Genomic DNA, 15014 nt, shown 5'->3' on the forward strand with positions numbered 1-15014 from the left:
GACTTCATCATTTTAGCTTTATTTTTTTATTTTTATTAAATTTTTTTAACGATTTGACTTTCTATATCCCATTTTGGCGCACTAACTTTAAATGCCCAAATCAAAGCCAAATAGTTAATCCAACCGCACTAAAATAGTAAAAAACTCACTAAACTGACTGAATTCTTCTATTAGCCTTCTGCCAATAATCGATAATTTCCACTATAATAAATGAGCGGCTCGGAATCTTCCAATTGAATATTTGTTACCTTGCCAATAAACAGCGTATGATCACCCTCGACATGGCTTGCTGTTACTTCACAGGTAATTTGTACCACAGCGCCGGGCAATACTGGAACCCCGCCTAGTTGGTCAAATTCTACGTCTTGATGATTTTTCACTTGGCCAGCAAAAATCATCGATAATTCTTGCTGATTGGCAGCAAGGATATTGACAGAAAATTTCCCGCTTTGATATATTTTTTCAAGCATTTGTGCTTTTTCGGCAATTGAGACCACCACTAATTTCGGATTGAGGGACACAGACATAAAGGCATTTGCAGTCATGCCATGAACCTTGCTATCCACTTCTGTTGCAACCACTGTTACACCTGTAGCAAATTTGCCCATAGCGTTTCTAAATTGTCGATCATCCATTTAACTTCCTCCTTTTCCCCCAGCCAAATTATATTTTGGATACTTATAAAGTATTTAAGAATTCTCTTACTTGGTCTGCGGTTTTGGCGTTAGCACTATGCAAATGACCAAGCTTTTTGCCATTTTTGAATACTAATAATGATGGAATCCCCATTACTGTTTGTTCTTCAGCTAGTTCAGGGAACTCATCTTTGTCGATTTTAAACCATTTCTTGTCTTGATTTTCTTCTGTAATTTCATCGATAAACATATTCAAACGTTTACAGTCTGGACACCAAGTAGTTGTAAAAATTCCAACTGAAAGTTGATCCTCTGCTATTTGATCTCGATATTCTTGCTCTGTATTAATTTGTTTCATGATTTATCCTCCTAAAATTGCTTTGTTAACTTATTATACAAGATTATATTGTTTACGAACCACATCAAATACATTTTCTAACCTAAGAGAAAAAAGTATGTTGAACTAATTTGTACCTACCGTTCGGTACAAATTAGTTTAACATACTAACAAAAAGATAAGAAATTAAAACTCCTAGTTATTAGCCCCAATTCCTTGTTGGAGCAATTGGGGCCTTATCAATACTGATTTTTACATGAATGTAGGATAAGAATAAATATCTTAAAATTACGGACTCTTACTTTTTTAATAGCCGGATAATTCTTCCTTCCCTTCGAATAATGAAACAGCTCGACTGGAACCAATTCTTGATGCCCCTGCCTCTACCATTGCTCTCAAGCCATCATAATCCTTTACCCCTCCTGAAGCTTTTACTCCTATATTTGACCCTACTGTTTTCCTCATTAATGCTACATCTTCAACTGTTGCCCCGTACATGGAAAAACCAGTTGATGTTTTGACGTAGTCAGCTCCAGCTTTTACAGATAATTCACAAGCGCGGACTTTTTCTTCTTCTGTTAATAAACAGGCCTCTATAATTACTTTAACCAAGGCTTTTCCTTTTGCCACATCCACTACGACACGAATATCTCGTTCTACAAGTTCATCATTTTTATCTTTCAATGCTCCAATATTAATAACCGTGTCAACCTCCGTTGCACCATTTTCGATAGCATTACTTGCTTCAAACTCTTTAGATTCAGGAGTATTGGCTCCTAATGGAAAACCAATAACGGTACAAACATTTACATTAGAACCTTTTAAGTTCTCTGCTGAGGTGTAAACCCAAGTTGGGTTTACACATACGGAAGCAAACCCATATTGTTTTGCTTCTTCACATAACTTAATAATTTCTTCTTTATTCGTTTCGGGATTGAGTAACGTGTGATCAATTAAATTGGCATAGTTCATCTGAGGTGTCCCCTTTCATAGATAAAACACATAAATATTTTTTTCTTAAAGTTTTTATTCAATTGCCGGATGTTCTTTTATTACACGTAATGATTTCATTTCGCAATCTTCTGCACCCTGTACAGGAAGACCTGCTTCCATATTTTTTTGTGTGTATACTAGATTTTCTTCTGTCACAATTTCTCCTGGAATAAAAATTGGAATACCAGGCGGGTAGACCATAACAAATTCCGCAATAATTCTTCCGGCAGCTTGTTCAAACGGAACCACTTCACTTTCCGCATAAAATGCATCACGGGGAGTTAGTGCTAATACAGGTATTTCTGGCAATAATACAGAAATTTCCACATTTTGATCTGACTGATGCTTAAAGTCCGCTGAAATTTCTTGTAAGGCTTGAACAAGTTTCAGCAATTCTTCTTCAGAATCTCCAGTAGTAACAATACAAAGAATGTTATACAAATCCGACAGTTCAACCTCGATATTAAATTTCTCACGGAGTAAATTCTCTACATCATATCCGGTAATACCCAACTGTTTTACGGAAATCAGCAGTTTAGTTGGATCGATAGCGACAGCAGCGTTTGTCCCCAATACTTCACGACCAACACAATATATGTGATCAATTTCATTAATTTTGGCGCGCGTTAGCTCTGCCAATCGAATCGTATCTTCTAATAAAGCCTGTCCTTCAGTCGCTAACGATTTTCTTGCAACATCTAATGAAGCCAGTAACAAGTAAGAAGTTGATGTTGTAGTCAGCATACTTAATACAGCTTGAACTCGATTAGGTGAGATTAGATTCCCACGTAAATTTAAAATAGAACTTTGAGTAAGCGAACCACCTAGTTTATGAACACTGGTGGCAGCCATGTCAGCACCTGCCTGCATGGCAGAAAGCGGCAGTTCATCATGAAATGGAATATGTGCACCATGTGCTTCGTCTACTAGTACGGGGATTTCATGAGAATGAGCAATATCTACAATTTTTTTCAAATCACCCGAAATTCCAAAATAAGTCGGATTAATGACAAGTACAGCTTTGGAATCTGGATGCTGTTCTAATGATCTTTCAACTGATTCCGGGGTAATTCCGTGTGATATACCTAGATTAGGATCCACTTCTGGATGGATAAAAATAGGCGTTGCGCCTGATAAAACGATTCCGCTCATAATTGATTTGTGTACATTACGTGGTACGAGGATTTTATCTCCAGGTCCACAAACAGACATAACCATAGCCATAATTGCACCGCTTGTACCTTGTACTGAAAAAAAAGTGTAATCAGCTCCAAATGCTTCTGCAGCTAAATCCTGTGCGCGTTTAATAATTCCTTTAGGCAAATGTAAATCATCTAGAGGACCTATGTTAATTAAATCGATAGAAAGAGCATTATCGCCAATAAATTCTCTAAATTCAGGATCCATTCCTTTTCCTTTTTTATGGCCTGGGATATGGAATTGAATCGGATCTTTTTTTGCATGTTCAACAAGTGCCGTAAATAAAGGAGTTTCTAATTGATTACGCTCCATTGCAATCCAACTCCTTTTCTATGTTAGTGTAAAATCTATTTGAAAGTAAGGTTTCCCATTTATCTTTTCCTACCAGCTGATGATAAGGATTGGGATTGGCACTAGTTCCTCTCTTCTTCTGAAAAATCCTTCACGCCCTGATATATAAGTTCAAATAGTAAAATGAAATCTTTCACTTCATATAATAAAGAAATAGAAAAAGATTGAGACCGTCCAATCCGATATTTTTTTCACCATCCACTTAATTGATAGGGTGAATAAAGGGTGTTCATAAGTTTTTAGAATTACCCTTCTTTCAAAAAACACCAAGTACTTGACAATGGTTAGGCATAACGATTTAATTTTCATTGAATGACTAATTTATAAATATCAGTTTTAAATTCAACATCATAAAATAGTAGTCAAAATTAATGGGAGTGAAATTGGTGGAATGGAAGCCAGATAAACAAAGCGATATTCCTATTTATCAGCAAATCGCTAATTATATACAAAAGAGAATTGCTTACGGGGAATATCCTCCAGGCACAATTCTTCCCTCTGAAAGAAGCCTAGCAAAAGAATTGGAAGTAAATAGGGGAACCGTAATTTCAGCTTACGATGTGTTATATTCAAATGGAATGGTGGAGCGAATCAAGGGGAGTGGTACGAAAGTCAATACAAACGTGTGGGGGTTATCACGTACAAGAATTCCTAACTGGGATCTTTATGTCGAACGAGGATCTTTTTTACCTAACCTTCCGCTATTTCAACATTTACGTGGTGAAGTTCATGAAAAGAATATAATCAATTTTGCAAGCGGTGAGCTTGCTCATGATTTGATGCCCTATGATGCTTTTCGAGAAATCCTTTCTAAACATGAATTCCAACAATCTCTTGGTTATGAGCACCCTCAAGGCAATCTAAGCCTTCGTGATGAAATCGTTAACCATTTAAAGGAATATAGAAACATCGAATGCTCCAGCCAGTCTGTCTTAATTACATCCGGAGCCCAACAGGCACTCCACCTAATTATTCAATGTTTGTTAAACCATGGTGATGCTATTGCCTATGAAGATCCATCGTATGCACACTCACTTCCGACTTTTCGGTCAGCCGGCTTAAAAACATACAAGTTGCCAATCGGAAAGAATGGCTTAAACCCAGAAGATATTTTGTATTTGTATAGAAAACATAAAATAAAAATGGTCTTTCTTAACCCAATTTTTCAGAATCCAACAGGAACGATTCTATCTTTGGAGAATAGGAAAAGGGTGTTAGATATTAGCCAAGAACTAGGAATCCCTGTTGTGGAGGATGACCCCTATAGCTTAATTTCATTTTCTGAAAGCACAAATACTTCCACACTAAAATCTCTGGACAAAAGTGGAACAGTCCTATACATTAGTTCCCTTTCAAAATTGGCCGCTTCAGGGCTACGGATTGGATGGATCATTGGCCCAGATAACGTGATTCAACGACTTGCCGACGCTAAACAACAAATTGATTATGGGCATAGTATTTTTCCTCAGTGGGTTGCTGCTGAATTTCTTGCTTCGGATAGTTTTGGAAAGAACATCATAGATTTAAAACTTAAGCTTATAGAAAAGAGAGATGTATTAATCACTTCGTTACAAGAAGAACTTTCACACCAGCTTGAATTTCATATTCCTGAAGGTGGAATCCATCTTTGGTGCCGACTGTTAAATGAAGATCTCAATGAATATAAATTACTTGAAGAATCGTTACGAAATGGTGTCGCCTTTGTTCCAGGAAGCTTACTTGGTTCCAAAAAAGGGTATATTCGCCTAACATTTGGGAGAGTCGAGACTCTTTTGATTAACGAAGGAGTTTTAAGGCTAAAGAAAGGATTTGAAAATCAAACGAATGCCTTCTCTTAATTTTTTTGGTTTTAGACCGAAGTTTATCTTCGGTCTTTTTTAACTTGAATAAAATCTCAACTATTCATTTTGGTTTATTTCGTTATCGTGAAGGAATTGAAAAAAAGTGGATGGTTCCATTTCTTTAAAATTGGATGATTATTTTTTTCTAAAATCACTTACTATTAAATTGATGAATAAATCCGTCAACTACAATTCTTAGAGAATCATTTCAATTTACCATGAGATAATGGCCGTTTACATTGAGTAGCTAAAGGAGGGACCATAATGAATTTTTCTATATTACTAATAATCGTAATTTTAATTTTAGCAGTTGTAAGTACACTGTCGCTGACAGGAAAAAATGATGATAACTATTCAACTTCAACAAAACAAAATACATTTAGATTAACTGCTATTTATATTATCGTAATCTTGCTAGCACTAGTGGGGTTGGGTTGGTATATAACCCATATTTAATAAGTCTAATGAATAAAAATAGAAGATATTTTGATGTTAGGAGAAGGAAAAAATGAAATTAATCCTTATGTTTGTACTTGTAGCTGCAATGGTGGTTTTATTCTTTAGTGGTTTTTTTGTCGGAATGTTAAAAGAAAGATATGGAAAAAATTTACTTATTTTAGTACCAGTTTGTATAGCATTGGTTATGTTTAACATTATTTGGGCATTAACTGAGCTAGCCAAATCAGCAAGATGGCAATAAATTAATGATCAAAAATAGAAGCGCAAGACATTTCTAACAGAGCTTTTTAATAAATAATTAGGAGCATTCATGGTTGTTTTATTGGGGACCTTAGAAAAACAATGGCTCGTTATATGCTTGAAATCATGCGAATAGATGAGGAGCTTACGGGGATAATGAATCGATCAAACTATGTAAAAATAGGGAAAAAAATTGAATTGGTATATTTCCCTATCTCTTTTTCATTCTCCGATACATCCGATATCCTTTTCGCACCCCATCGACAATAAAAAACGGAATGGGTAGATGGTGTTTATAAAGATAGGGCCTATAAATCTTGTAATAGGCTTTTTTCAGATCGTCCCACTTACGGCAATAGCCCTGTTTATAAAAATCAGATACATCTACTATATAGCCCCTTCCTTCAAACATGACAACATTTTTGCCGTGAACATCGAAGGGGTTTAAACCAACAGTCCGAGCATAATCTAGCCCTTTATCGATATCCTCTATCACATGTTTAGGTATTTGGACACCATTTACAACCGCATCAAACAATGTGATTCCTTCGATCTTTTTTAATACTAAATAAGTGTCCCCATATGCATAAAGAGTTGAATAAGATTCATGCTCTCCTAATCTTTTATAGACCTCAATTTCCTTTTTAAGGTCCTTTGGATTTCGACCGTATACCTTTACAACCTTCTTTGGATCAGCTTGATGGAAAAAGACACCTGCATAATTGCCGCTCCCGATTGTTTTCCACGAATTTGACCGATTGTTTACGATGATAGGGTCAAATGGGCTGTCAGTGGATAAATGTATTTGCGTTAATAACTCCTGTTCTATTAAATCTATATACTTAGAAATCAGCATCTTGACACCATATTCCCTTCCCTTAATAAAAATCAGGCACATATCCCAAGCATTTATGAGAGAAAAACGGGCAAAATCCTGTAAGGTAGCCTCTTTTCCCTCTTGGAACATTATACTCTCGGATAAAAATAATTTATTACATAAATCTTAATTTGCTCTTGACTTAGATTCAATTCTAAGAGGAAAATTAAGTTATTAAACTACATTATGTGTAAAAGAGAGCTGATAAGATGAATTTTCCAATTTTAGAAACGAAAAGATTAAAATTAATTGAAATAACTGCTCAACATGTTGATAGTCTCTATGAGATTTTATCTTTAGAAGAAGTGACGAGATTTTATGGGACCAATCGGTTCACTTTACAGGTTGAAGCTTCAAAATTAATTGATATGTTCCAGAAAAACTTTCTTGAAAAACGAGGCGTACGCTGGGGAATCAAGCTAAAGGAAAATCAAAGAATCATTGGTACTGTAGGTCTAAATGGGTTACATCTAAAAAATAAACGTGCCGAAATTGGATATGAACTCCATCCATCTTTTTGGAGAAAGGGATATGCATCAGAGGCAATTAAAGAAGTCCTGCGCTTTAGTTTTAATCAATTGGATCTGTATCGAATTGGGGCCGTGGTTTATCCCGAAAATGAAGCATCAATAAATTTACTTATTCAGCAAGGTTTCACAAAGGAAGGTCTACTTCGCGGCTACCTCAATCAAAACGAACAATTTCATGATACGTATGTGTTATCCCTATTACAGCCAGAATGGGAAAAGAGCCAGGAATAAAGATGTCCTGGCTTCTCTTATTCTTCAAAATACTCCTTCATTGCTTTAGGTTTTTTAGCTTGCCCATTATGATAATATGGGTTATTTTCGGCAGGATCCTTTGGGTCAAGATTCGTTTTGATTACTAACATGGGTGAGGTCCCACTTTCTGCAATTATTCGGTCATTTAATTGAACAAAATCAGGCATCTTTTTATTTCCAGGCTGTTTTATCTCCAATTTTTATTCACCTCCTAAAAGTTAATGTGCTTGTTTTTCGTCATATAAATTCGCCAGAAAAAAGAAAAAAACTAGGAAGTAAAAACCTCCTAGTTATTATTATTCCTCTTCAGAGCCGACTAAGAAATCGGGATTAAGTTCTTCGAATTCTTCGTCATCTACATCCAATCCCCATGCGTCGTCATCGTCCTTGCATCCTTCAGGATTGATACGAACGCAAACCTTTGTTTCGCCAATCACTTCAACAAGGAATTCCCTTTCAACATGGACGATGATTCGGTTGCCATTTGGGGAGATGACTGCTTCACAACAATTGGGCTGTTGCAGTACCCTTGCAACAATTTCATTGTCATCCAAACAGTCATTGTCACGATACTTTAGCTTAATGACATCTGTATATTGAACACGTTCAGTTACTACTTCTGTTTTGGTATTCTCATTAAATGAGTACCAAACGTTGATGTCATATGAGCCATGTATCTCTACAGTCTTGCCGACTTTTTTCGCGTTGTATTTATGGTTGATGATCCAACAGCCAAGAATACTTGTTGGACTATGTGCCGGGCTTATCGTATGATTGGACTGCGTGAATTTCTGTCCTTTCGCTACTACCGCCTTCGTTATTATCTCTCTATATTCTCCCATTTCGCGCGAACCCTCCTCATTCAGTTTCATTTCATCCTATGCTAATTTGTAGACTAGTGTGAAATATATTTTTGTGAATACTGGTTAAAAGTTTAGTCATAGTTCATTTTATGCGGGATTTTTAAGGTGTGTGCCTTTCATGCATGTACTTTAAAATGAAGGGTACTACGCGCAGTTTGTTTTGAGGAATTCTTTGAAGGTAGAAAACTAGAAAAAGAAAACCAGACCTCGTTTAGAAGCCTGGTTCTCATTCTTAATGTTCGTGATCACAATCGCCGTGGTCATCGCAAGCGCCGCCGCCGTTCTTTATGCTTGAACCTGTTTCACCCATTAATACGTCTCCACCAGTTGAAATAATAATTTCATCAGTAACTGTATTAGAAATGGTTGATGCAATTAGTTGTAGAAGTTCATTCACTTCCAATTGAGATTGTTTGAAATCCAGTACGACAGGTATTTCATCCAATTCTTGCTCAATCGAAGTAATTTTATCTTCCACTTTTTTTAATGCCTCTGGTTTACCATAATGCTGCAGGTTAACTGCTTGCTTTTGTAAGCCTTTTATATCTGCTATTAATGTTTTCACTTTTGGGTTGTCGTGAATCTGTGCTTCCGCACGTTTAAAGAAGTCCACTTCCTCAGTTTCTGTAATCATGCGTGCTAAATCTGCTGCACGAGCGACGATATCGTCTTTTGTATACTTCGCCACTTTATTTCACCTCTATTGGTTGTAATTCTTCTACTATTTCTCCGTTTAATGACCATGTTCTTGCTTCTTTAATTTTCACTTTAACAATTTTGCCAATGGCAGTCTTTGGAGCAACAAAGTTTACAAGCTTGCTTCTGGTTGTGTACCCAGCAAGGACATCAGGGTTGTTCTTACTTTCCCCTTCAACAAGGACATCAAGGATTTGACCTTCATGTTTTTTCATTGCTTCTAATGAAAGTTCATTAACAAGTGCGTTAAGTCGCTGCAAGCGCTCTTTCTTTACTTCCATCGGAACATTATCCTCCATTTTCGCCGCAGGAGTCCCTTCACGTGGAGAGTAAATAAATGTATAAGCCAATTCATAACCGACTTCTCGGTAGAGGGACATCGTTTCTTCAAACTGTTCATCCGTTTCATTCGGGTAGCCGACAATAATATCGGTTGTCAAGGCAACATTTGGAATAGCCGCTTTGATTTTTCTAACAAGCTCTAAATATTGTTCTCTTGTATATTTACGAGCCATAATCTTTAATACCTCAGTTGAGCCTGACTGTACTGGTAAATGGATGTGATCCATTAAATTACCACCTTTTGCAAGGACTTCAATCAGACGATCATCAAAATCACGTGGGTGGCTAGTGGTAAAACGAATACGAGGAATATCAATTTTCCTTAATTCGTTCATTAACTCGCCTAAGCCGTAGTTAACACCCTCAAGGTCCTTTCCATAGGCATTAACATTTTGCCCTAGCAATGTTACTTCATGATAGCCTTGTGCTGCCAAATGGCGGACTTCCTGGATAATTTCTTCAGGGCGTCGGCTTCTCTCTTTCCCTCGTGTAAAAGGTACGATACAGTACGTACAGAATTTATCACATCCATACATAATGTTAACCCATGCCTTAATTTTACCGCGACGAACCTTTGGAAGGTTTTCAATGACATCTCCTTCCTTAGACCATACTTCGACAACCATTTCTTTTGACATGTATGCTTCATGTAAAATATTTGGTAAGCGATGGATATTATGGGTCCCGAAAATCATGTCTACCTGTTGGTACGTTTTCAATATCTTGTTAACGACAGACTCTTCCTGAGACATACATCCGCAAACACCAAGTAATAAGTCAGGCTTTTCCAATTTCAACGCTTTCAAATGGCCAAGTTCACCAAATACTTTGTTTTCGGCATTCTCACGAATAGCACAAGTATTTAAAAGAATTACATTAGCGTCATCAGTGTTATCTGTCGGCTCGTATCCTAATGCTAAAAAGATCCCAGCCATTACCTCTGTATCATGCTCGTTCATTTGACATCCATAAGTACGAATATAAAATTTACGGCCCTCACCCATTCCACGAAATTCTTCAGGAATGGCAAAGTCATTATGATACTTCACTTCTTCTTTACCACGTTTTTTAGCATCTTTAAGGGAAGGCGCAGTAATGACTTGCTCAAAGTACTTGCTATAATCCTTGGCGGATTTTTTGTCCGAAGAATTAGCAGTTTCAACTTGCTGGCCTTCTAATCGTTGCTTTTCATTCATGTAAAAAAAATCTCCTTTCAATTAAAATCACTTGATACGTCTATGAATATAAATATTGTTATTTTTCACCTTTACTATAGTAGAAAAGGAGAATGTGCCTTATCTGCACATTATAATAGTATAAAGGTTTAAGCCTTTGAAAACAATAGAAATCCCGTGGATTTGACTCCACGGGACCTTCACGATTATATGTTTACATAAATTCTGCTACTAATTTATCAAAGTGTGCTTGATCAAGATTAAGATCTGCCTCTGATAAAGGAGCTTCCGAGAATCCAGTAATTAAGTCTTGATAAGATTGACGCTCAGTATTTTGGTAAATAAGACCTGTAACAAGGCCGTTATGCTTCATTAAAGTCTGCATTGCCATTTCACGGTTAGATGCATCATAACCTTCAATATCGCTAAGCTTTGTTAAATTCTCTTTAAACCAATCATAGGTGTTGACCTTATTATAGGTAACACAAGGGCTGAATACATTAATTAAAGCGAACCCATTATGATTGATACCTGCTTCGATTAAGGCAGTTAGGTCTTTTAAATCTGTTGAAAAGCTTTGAGCAACAAATGTTGCTCCTACTGTCAAAGCCATTTCCATCGGAGAAATCGACTGTTCAATGGACCCCATTGGAGTGGATTTTGTTTTAAAACCTACTGCAGAACGTGGAGATGTTTGTCCTTTTGTTAAACCATAAATTTGGTTATCCATAACAACATAGGTAACATTAATATTACGGCGAATTGCATGAATGGTATGCCCCATCCCAATCGCGTATCCATCACCGTCACCACCAGAAGCGATAACCGTTAAATCACGATTGGCCATTTTAACACCTTGAGCAATCGGAAGTGAACGGCCATGAATTCCATGGAAACCGTAAGCATTTATATAACCAGAAATACGGCCAGAACAGCCAATCCCAGAAATTACTGCTAAATTTTCTGGTTGTAAACCAACGTTTGCTGCTGCACGCTGCATTGCCGCTTGTACGGAGAAGTCGCCACAGCCAGGGCACCAGTTCGGTTTAACATCATTTCGAAAGTCTTTGAAAGTGGCCATTTAGAACAACTCCTTACATTTTGTATGAACTTCGTGTGGAAGGAATGGATTCCCATCATATTTAACATATTTAGTGATTTTTTCAGCATAGCCAACATTCATCTTCATAATATTAGCTAACTGACCAGTTGCATTATTTTCCACAACAATTACTTTTTTAGCTGAACGAACAAGTGGAAGAACCTCGTCTGTTGGGAATGGATGAATTAAGCGAATTTGAGCATGATTCACTTTCAAACCATCATTTTTTAAGCGTCCCATTGCTTCTTCAATTACACCACGAGTTGAATTAAAGCCAACGATTAAAATGTCAGCATCTTCATGTGGAGCATTTTTATAAACAGGTGTATCAAAACGGATATTCTCTACCTTACGGAAACGTTTATCCATTTGTGCAATCCGATTGGTTGCTGATTCAGAAGGTTTACCTGTTTCAGCATGTTCAACACCGGTGACATGATGAATACCATTTTTCATACCAGGAATTGTCCGAGGTGAAACCCCATCTTCTGTTACTTCATAACGCTTGAAATAACCTTTATTTTCAATTTCAGGAAGTTCTTCAGTTACAAGCTTACCACGTCTTATTTCTACCTTAGAAAAATCAAGCGGTTCAACTGTTTGTTTCCCTAAAGATAACTGAAGGTCAGATAAAACAATTACCGGACATTGATATTCTTCTGCAAGGTTAAATGCTTCAGCAGTATCATAGAAAGCTTCTTGTACAGTACTTGGAGCAATAACGATTTTTGGAATTTCACCGTGTGTTCCGTAAATCATTGCCATAAGGTCGGATTGTTCTTGCTTTGTTGGTAATCCTGTTGATGGACCGCCACGCTGTGTGTCAACAATTACAAGTGGAGTTTCAGTAATACCAGCAAGGCCAATTGCTTCCATCTTTAATGATAATCCAGGACCTGATGAAGCGGTAATCGCACGAACACCACCATAGCTTGCACCAATTGTCATAGTACACGCAGCGATTTCATCTTCTGTTTGGATAACAGTTCCGCCAAGTGCAGGTAATTTCTTAATCAAATACTCCATAATATCAGAAGCAGGGGTAATTGGGTATGCTGCCATAAAGCGGCAACCTGCTGCAAGTGCACCTAATGCAATCGCATCGTTACCAATCATAAACATCCGCTTTTTACCATCGGCTTTTTCAAGCTGCATTGTTTGAAGACCCACTTCAAGTTTTTCTTTCATATAATCAAAGCCAGCTTTGATAGCATCCATGTTTTTGGCAACAACTTGATCGCCTTTTTTGCCGAAAATCTCACGAACAACTTCCTCAAATACATGAATATCCAAATCTAGAACAGCAGAAGTTGCACCAATTGCTACCATGTTTTTCATTAATGAAGTTCCAAGTCCAGTGGCAATTTCTGTGAATGGCACCGCAAACATCGATGCTTCAGTATCTTCTGGTTTCTTTGGAGTAAATTTGGAATCAGCAAGGATGACACCTGTGCTAGGAAGTTCCTTGTAATTTACATCAATGGTTTCTTGGTCAAAAGCAACAAGAATATCAAGATCATCTGAAATAGAACGAACTTCTGTTGTACTAACTCTGATTTTGTTGTTTGTATGACCGCCTTTAATGCGTGATGAAAAGTGACGATAGCCATACAAGTAATACCCTAGGCGATTCAGTGCGATTGCAAAGATTTCCCCAGTACTTTCAATACCTTCCCCTTGTTGTCCGCCAACTTTCCACGAAAGTTGATTGATCATGTCTTACACCCCTTTGGATATGTAAAAAATAAGTAGATAGAATCATTTATTAGTGTAGCACTAATCCAAGCAAATCACTAGAATTTAGCCTATTTTACTGCTTAATAGACCAAAAAAAAGAGAATCAAGGATATGTACTAAACGCTTACAATTCTAGACCTAAGCACTAAAAATTGCAAGCCTTTACAGAGAAATATTGTCTAAAATATGAATATTTTTTTATTATTAAAAACTTGCCTTCTTCCTTTAATGAGGACTCGCATAAAATATATGCTTAAACACGTGTGGTAACGCAGTTTTACCCTGATTAATTGGACATGGAATTGATAGTTATAAAACTCCAAGCTATATATCAGAATAATATATTAATATCGAAATAATCGACATATTTTTTATTATTATCCATTTTGCGGATATTTATTAAAACCTAAACACACAAAAAACCTGCTTGTATAGACAAACAGGTAGGTAAAGTTAAAGAATTACATGTGTTTTGCCCTTATGAATAGTCTATCTCTTTCAACGTGGTTCGACGATGAGCTTAATAGCTGTGCGTTCTTCGCCGTCAATTAAGATATCGGTAAACGCTGGGATGCAGATTAAATCTACTCCGCTAGGTGCTACAAATCCTCGTGCAATTGCAACTGCCTTAACGGCTTGATTTAATGCACCCGCACCAATTGCCTGTATTTCTGCTGCACCTCTTTCACGCAGAACTCCGGCGAGTGCACCAGCTACAGAATTAGGATTAGATTTTGCTGAAACTTTTAATATTTCCATTCCTAGCTCCTCCTTAGAAAATCCCGATCCCGCATGAGCAGTTTCATGAACAAATCAGGTATATATCATTCCACTGCTACTATATTCATTTGTCAAAAGACATATTCCGGCTTGGACAAAATAATTAGAAAAGCGGAGGCCTCCGTTTAACGAAGTACACTATTCGCTATACGCTCCTCAGAGATGCTAACGCTTTTCTTTCCTGCGAAGCATCACTTCCGAACATAACTCTTATGGAGTTAGACAGTTATCAAAGTTAAAGGTTTTCTTACAACAAAAAAAGAGCAAATCGCAATTTGCTCAGGCTGTCTAAAAACCTTCGACAGCCTTTATTTTTTTATATTACTTTAATATTTCACCGCGTTTATTCGTTATAATATTATTCATGCAACATGTCTGTTGATTTGCGCTCCAGGCGCTTCGCTTTCCGCGGGCGTGCCGGGGAGCCTCCTCGGCGCTAATGCGCCTGTGGTGTCTCCCCTGCCCCGTACTCCCGCAGGAGTCTTCGCGCCTTCCGCTCCAATCAACAAGTGCAAATTCAATAATGTCCTCACACAACCAAAACAACCAAAAAAATAAGTGGTGAAATCTATGTTTAAACCAAGAGAATCTTCCCAAAGTGAAT

Annotated in this window: 16 protein-coding genes; 4 read left to right on the forward strand and 12 right to left on the reverse strand. The window is 37.1% G+C overall.

What is annotated here, in order from left to right:
* Positions 1-170: 170 nt before the first annotated feature.
* The 4 genes from M5A78_RS01645 to M5A78_RS01660 all read right to left on the reverse strand — a co-directional run bounded on the left by M5A78_RS01645 (position 171) and on the right by M5A78_RS01660 (position 3477).
* Complete coding sequence (locus M5A78_RS01645) at positions 171-635, reverse strand: flavin reductase family protein (protein WP_248733531.1); 465 nt, start codon at positions 633-635, stop codon at positions 171-173.
* 43 nt (positions 636-678) lie between these two features.
* Positions 679-993, reverse strand: a complete 315-nt coding sequence (locus tag M5A78_RS01650; protein ID WP_248733532.1) for a thioredoxin family protein — start codon at positions 991-993, stop codon at positions 679-681.
* Positions 994-1278: 285 nt separating this feature from the next.
* Positions 1279-1944 carry a deoxyribose-phosphate aldolase gene (gene deoC / locus M5A78_RS01655; RefSeq protein WP_248733533.1) on the reverse strand — a complete coding sequence of 222 codons (666 nt, stop codon included), beginning with the start codon at positions 1942-1944 and terminating at the stop codon, positions 1279-1281.
* A 54-nt stretch (positions 1945-1998) separates the two neighbouring features.
* Positions 1999-3477: an aminotransferase class I/II-fold pyridoxal phosphate-dependent enzyme gene (locus M5A78_RS01660; protein ID WP_248733534.1), complete on the reverse strand. Its 1479-nt coding sequence runs from the start codon at positions 3475-3477 to the stop codon at positions 1999-2001.
* A gap of 425 nt (positions 3478-3902) precedes the next feature.
* Here M5A78_RS01660 and M5A78_RS01665 point away from each other — a divergent pair, with 425 nt between their 5' ends.
* From M5A78_RS01665 to M5A78_RS01675, 3 genes are all read left to right on the forward strand, one after another.
* Positions 3903-5354 (forward strand): aminotransferase-like domain-containing protein, encoded by a 1452-nt coding sequence (locus M5A78_RS01665; RefSeq protein ID WP_248733535.1) that lies wholly within the window; start codon positions 3903-3905, stop codon positions 5352-5354.
* Between the two features lie 267 nt (positions 5355-5621).
* A complete protein-coding gene (locus M5A78_RS01670) occupies positions 5622-5813 on the forward strand; it encodes a hypothetical protein (protein WP_248733536.1) in 192 nt (63 codons plus the stop codon).
* A gap of 52 nt (positions 5814-5865) precedes the next feature.
* Positions 5866-6057, forward strand: a complete 192-nt coding sequence (locus tag M5A78_RS01675) for a hypothetical protein (protein ID WP_248733537.1) — start codon at positions 5866-5868, stop codon at positions 6055-6057.
* 210 nt (positions 6058-6267) lie between these two features.
* On the opposite strand, the gene M5A78_RS01680 is transcribed toward M5A78_RS01675, so the two are convergent.
* Complete coding sequence (locus M5A78_RS01680) at positions 6268-7023, reverse strand: serine/threonine protein kinase (RefSeq protein WP_248733538.1); 756 nt, start codon at positions 7021-7023, stop codon at positions 6268-6270.
* Between the two features lie 119 nt (positions 7024-7142).
* On the opposite strand from M5A78_RS01680, the gene M5A78_RS01685 reads away from it, so the two are divergent.
* Complete coding sequence (locus M5A78_RS01685) at positions 7143-7694, forward strand: GNAT family N-acetyltransferase (protein ID WP_248733539.1); 552 nt, start codon at positions 7143-7145, stop codon at positions 7692-7694.
* A gap of 17 nt (positions 7695-7711) precedes the next feature.
* On the opposite strand, the gene M5A78_RS01690 is transcribed toward M5A78_RS01685, so the two are convergent.
* The 7 genes from M5A78_RS01690 to spoVS form a co-directional block, all read right to left on the reverse strand.
* Positions 7712-7912 (reverse strand): hypothetical protein, encoded by a 201-nt coding sequence (locus M5A78_RS01690; protein ID WP_248733751.1) that lies wholly within the window; start codon positions 7910-7912, stop codon positions 7712-7714.
* Between the two features lie 99 nt (positions 7913-8011).
* On the reverse strand, positions 8012-8557 hold the full coding sequence (locus M5A78_RS01695) for an outer spore coat protein CotE (RefSeq protein ID WP_248733540.1): 546 nt from the start codon (positions 8555-8557) through the stop codon (positions 8012-8014).
* A gap of 253 nt (positions 8558-8810) precedes the next feature.
* Entirely contained in the window at positions 8811-9266 is a 456-nt protein-coding gene (locus M5A78_RS01700) for a RicAFT regulatory complex protein RicA family protein (RefSeq protein ID WP_248733541.1), read from the reverse strand.
* A gap of 1 nt (position 9267) precedes the next feature.
* Positions 9268-10812, reverse strand: a complete 1545-nt coding sequence (miaB, locus tag M5A78_RS01705; RefSeq protein ID WP_248733542.1) for a tRNA (N6-isopentenyl adenosine(37)-C2)-methylthiotransferase MiaB — start codon at positions 10810-10812, stop codon at positions 9268-9270.
* 193 nt (positions 10813-11005) lie between these two features.
* Positions 11006-11872, reverse strand: a complete 867-nt coding sequence (locus tag M5A78_RS01710) for a 2-oxoacid:ferredoxin oxidoreductase subunit beta (protein ID WP_248733543.1) — start codon at positions 11870-11872, stop codon at positions 11006-11008.
* Positions 11873-13609 (reverse strand): 2-oxoacid:acceptor oxidoreductase subunit alpha, encoded by a 1737-nt coding sequence (locus M5A78_RS01715; protein ID WP_248733544.1) that lies wholly within the window; start codon positions 13607-13609, stop codon positions 11873-11875.
* A 519-nt stretch (positions 13610-14128) separates the two neighbouring features.
* Positions 14129-14389 (reverse strand): stage V sporulation protein SpoVS, encoded by a 261-nt coding sequence (spoVS, locus tag M5A78_RS01720; RefSeq protein ID WP_003211281.1) that lies wholly within the window; start codon positions 14387-14389, stop codon positions 14129-14131.
* Positions 14390-15014: the final 625 nt, after the last annotated feature.

Origin of the sequence: Neobacillus rhizosphaerae (genome assembly GCF_937468385.1) — a bacterium.
In the GTDB taxonomy this organism is placed as follows: Bacteria; Bacillota; Bacilli; order Bacillales; family Cytobacillaceae; genus Neobacillus; species Neobacillus rhizosphaerae.

Bases quoted from the DNA above. Each gene is read 5' to 3' on its own strand.
- M5A78_RS01670 (WP_248733536.1), top strand. From the start codon at position 5,622: ATGAATTTTTCTATATTACTAATAATCGTAATTTTAATTTTAGCAGTT.
- M5A78_RS01660 (WP_248733534.1), bottom strand. From the start codon at position 3,477: ATGGAGCGTAATCAATTAGAAACTCCTTTATTTACGGCACTTGTTGAA.
- M5A78_RS01710 (WP_248733543.1), bottom strand. From the start codon at position 11,872: ATGGCCACTTTCAAAGACTTTCGAAATGATGTTAAACCGAACTGGTGC.
- M5A78_RS01650 (WP_248733532.1), bottom strand. From the start codon at position 993: ATGAAACAAATTAATACAGAGCAAGAATATCGAGATCAAATAGCAGAG.
- M5A78_RS01680 (WP_248733538.1), bottom strand. From the start codon at position 7,023: ATGTTCCAAGAGGGAAAAGAGGCTACCTTACAGGATTTTGCCCGTTTT.
- M5A78_RS01675 (WP_248733537.1), top strand. From the start codon at position 5,866: ATGAAATTAATCCTTATGTTTGTACTTGTAGCTGCAATGGTGGTTTTA.
- M5A78_RS01685 (WP_248733539.1), top strand. From the start codon at position 7,143: ATGAATTTTCCAATTTTAGAAACGAAAAGATTAAAATTAATTGAAATA.
- M5A78_RS01645 (WP_248733531.1), bottom strand. From the start codon at position 635: ATGGATGATCGACAATTTAGAAACGCTATGGGCAAATTTGCTACAGGT.
- miaB (WP_248733542.1), bottom strand. From the start codon at position 10,812: ATGAATGAAAAGCAACGATTAGAAGGCCAGCAAGTTGAAACTGCTAAT.
- spoVS (WP_003211281.1), bottom strand. From the start codon at position 14,389: ATGGAAATATTAAAAGTTTCAGCAAAATCTAATCCTAATTCTGTAGCT.
- deoC (WP_248733533.1), bottom strand. From the start codon at position 1,944: ATGAACTATGCCAATTTAATTGATCACACGTTACTCAATCCCGAAACG.
- M5A78_RS01695 (WP_248733540.1), bottom strand. From the start codon at position 8,557: ATGGGAGAATATAGAGAGATAATAACGAAGGCGGTAGTAGCGAAAGGA.
- M5A78_RS01715 (WP_248733544.1), bottom strand. From the start codon at position 13,609: ATGATCAATCAACTTTCGTGGAAAGTTGGCGGACAACAAGGGGAAGGT.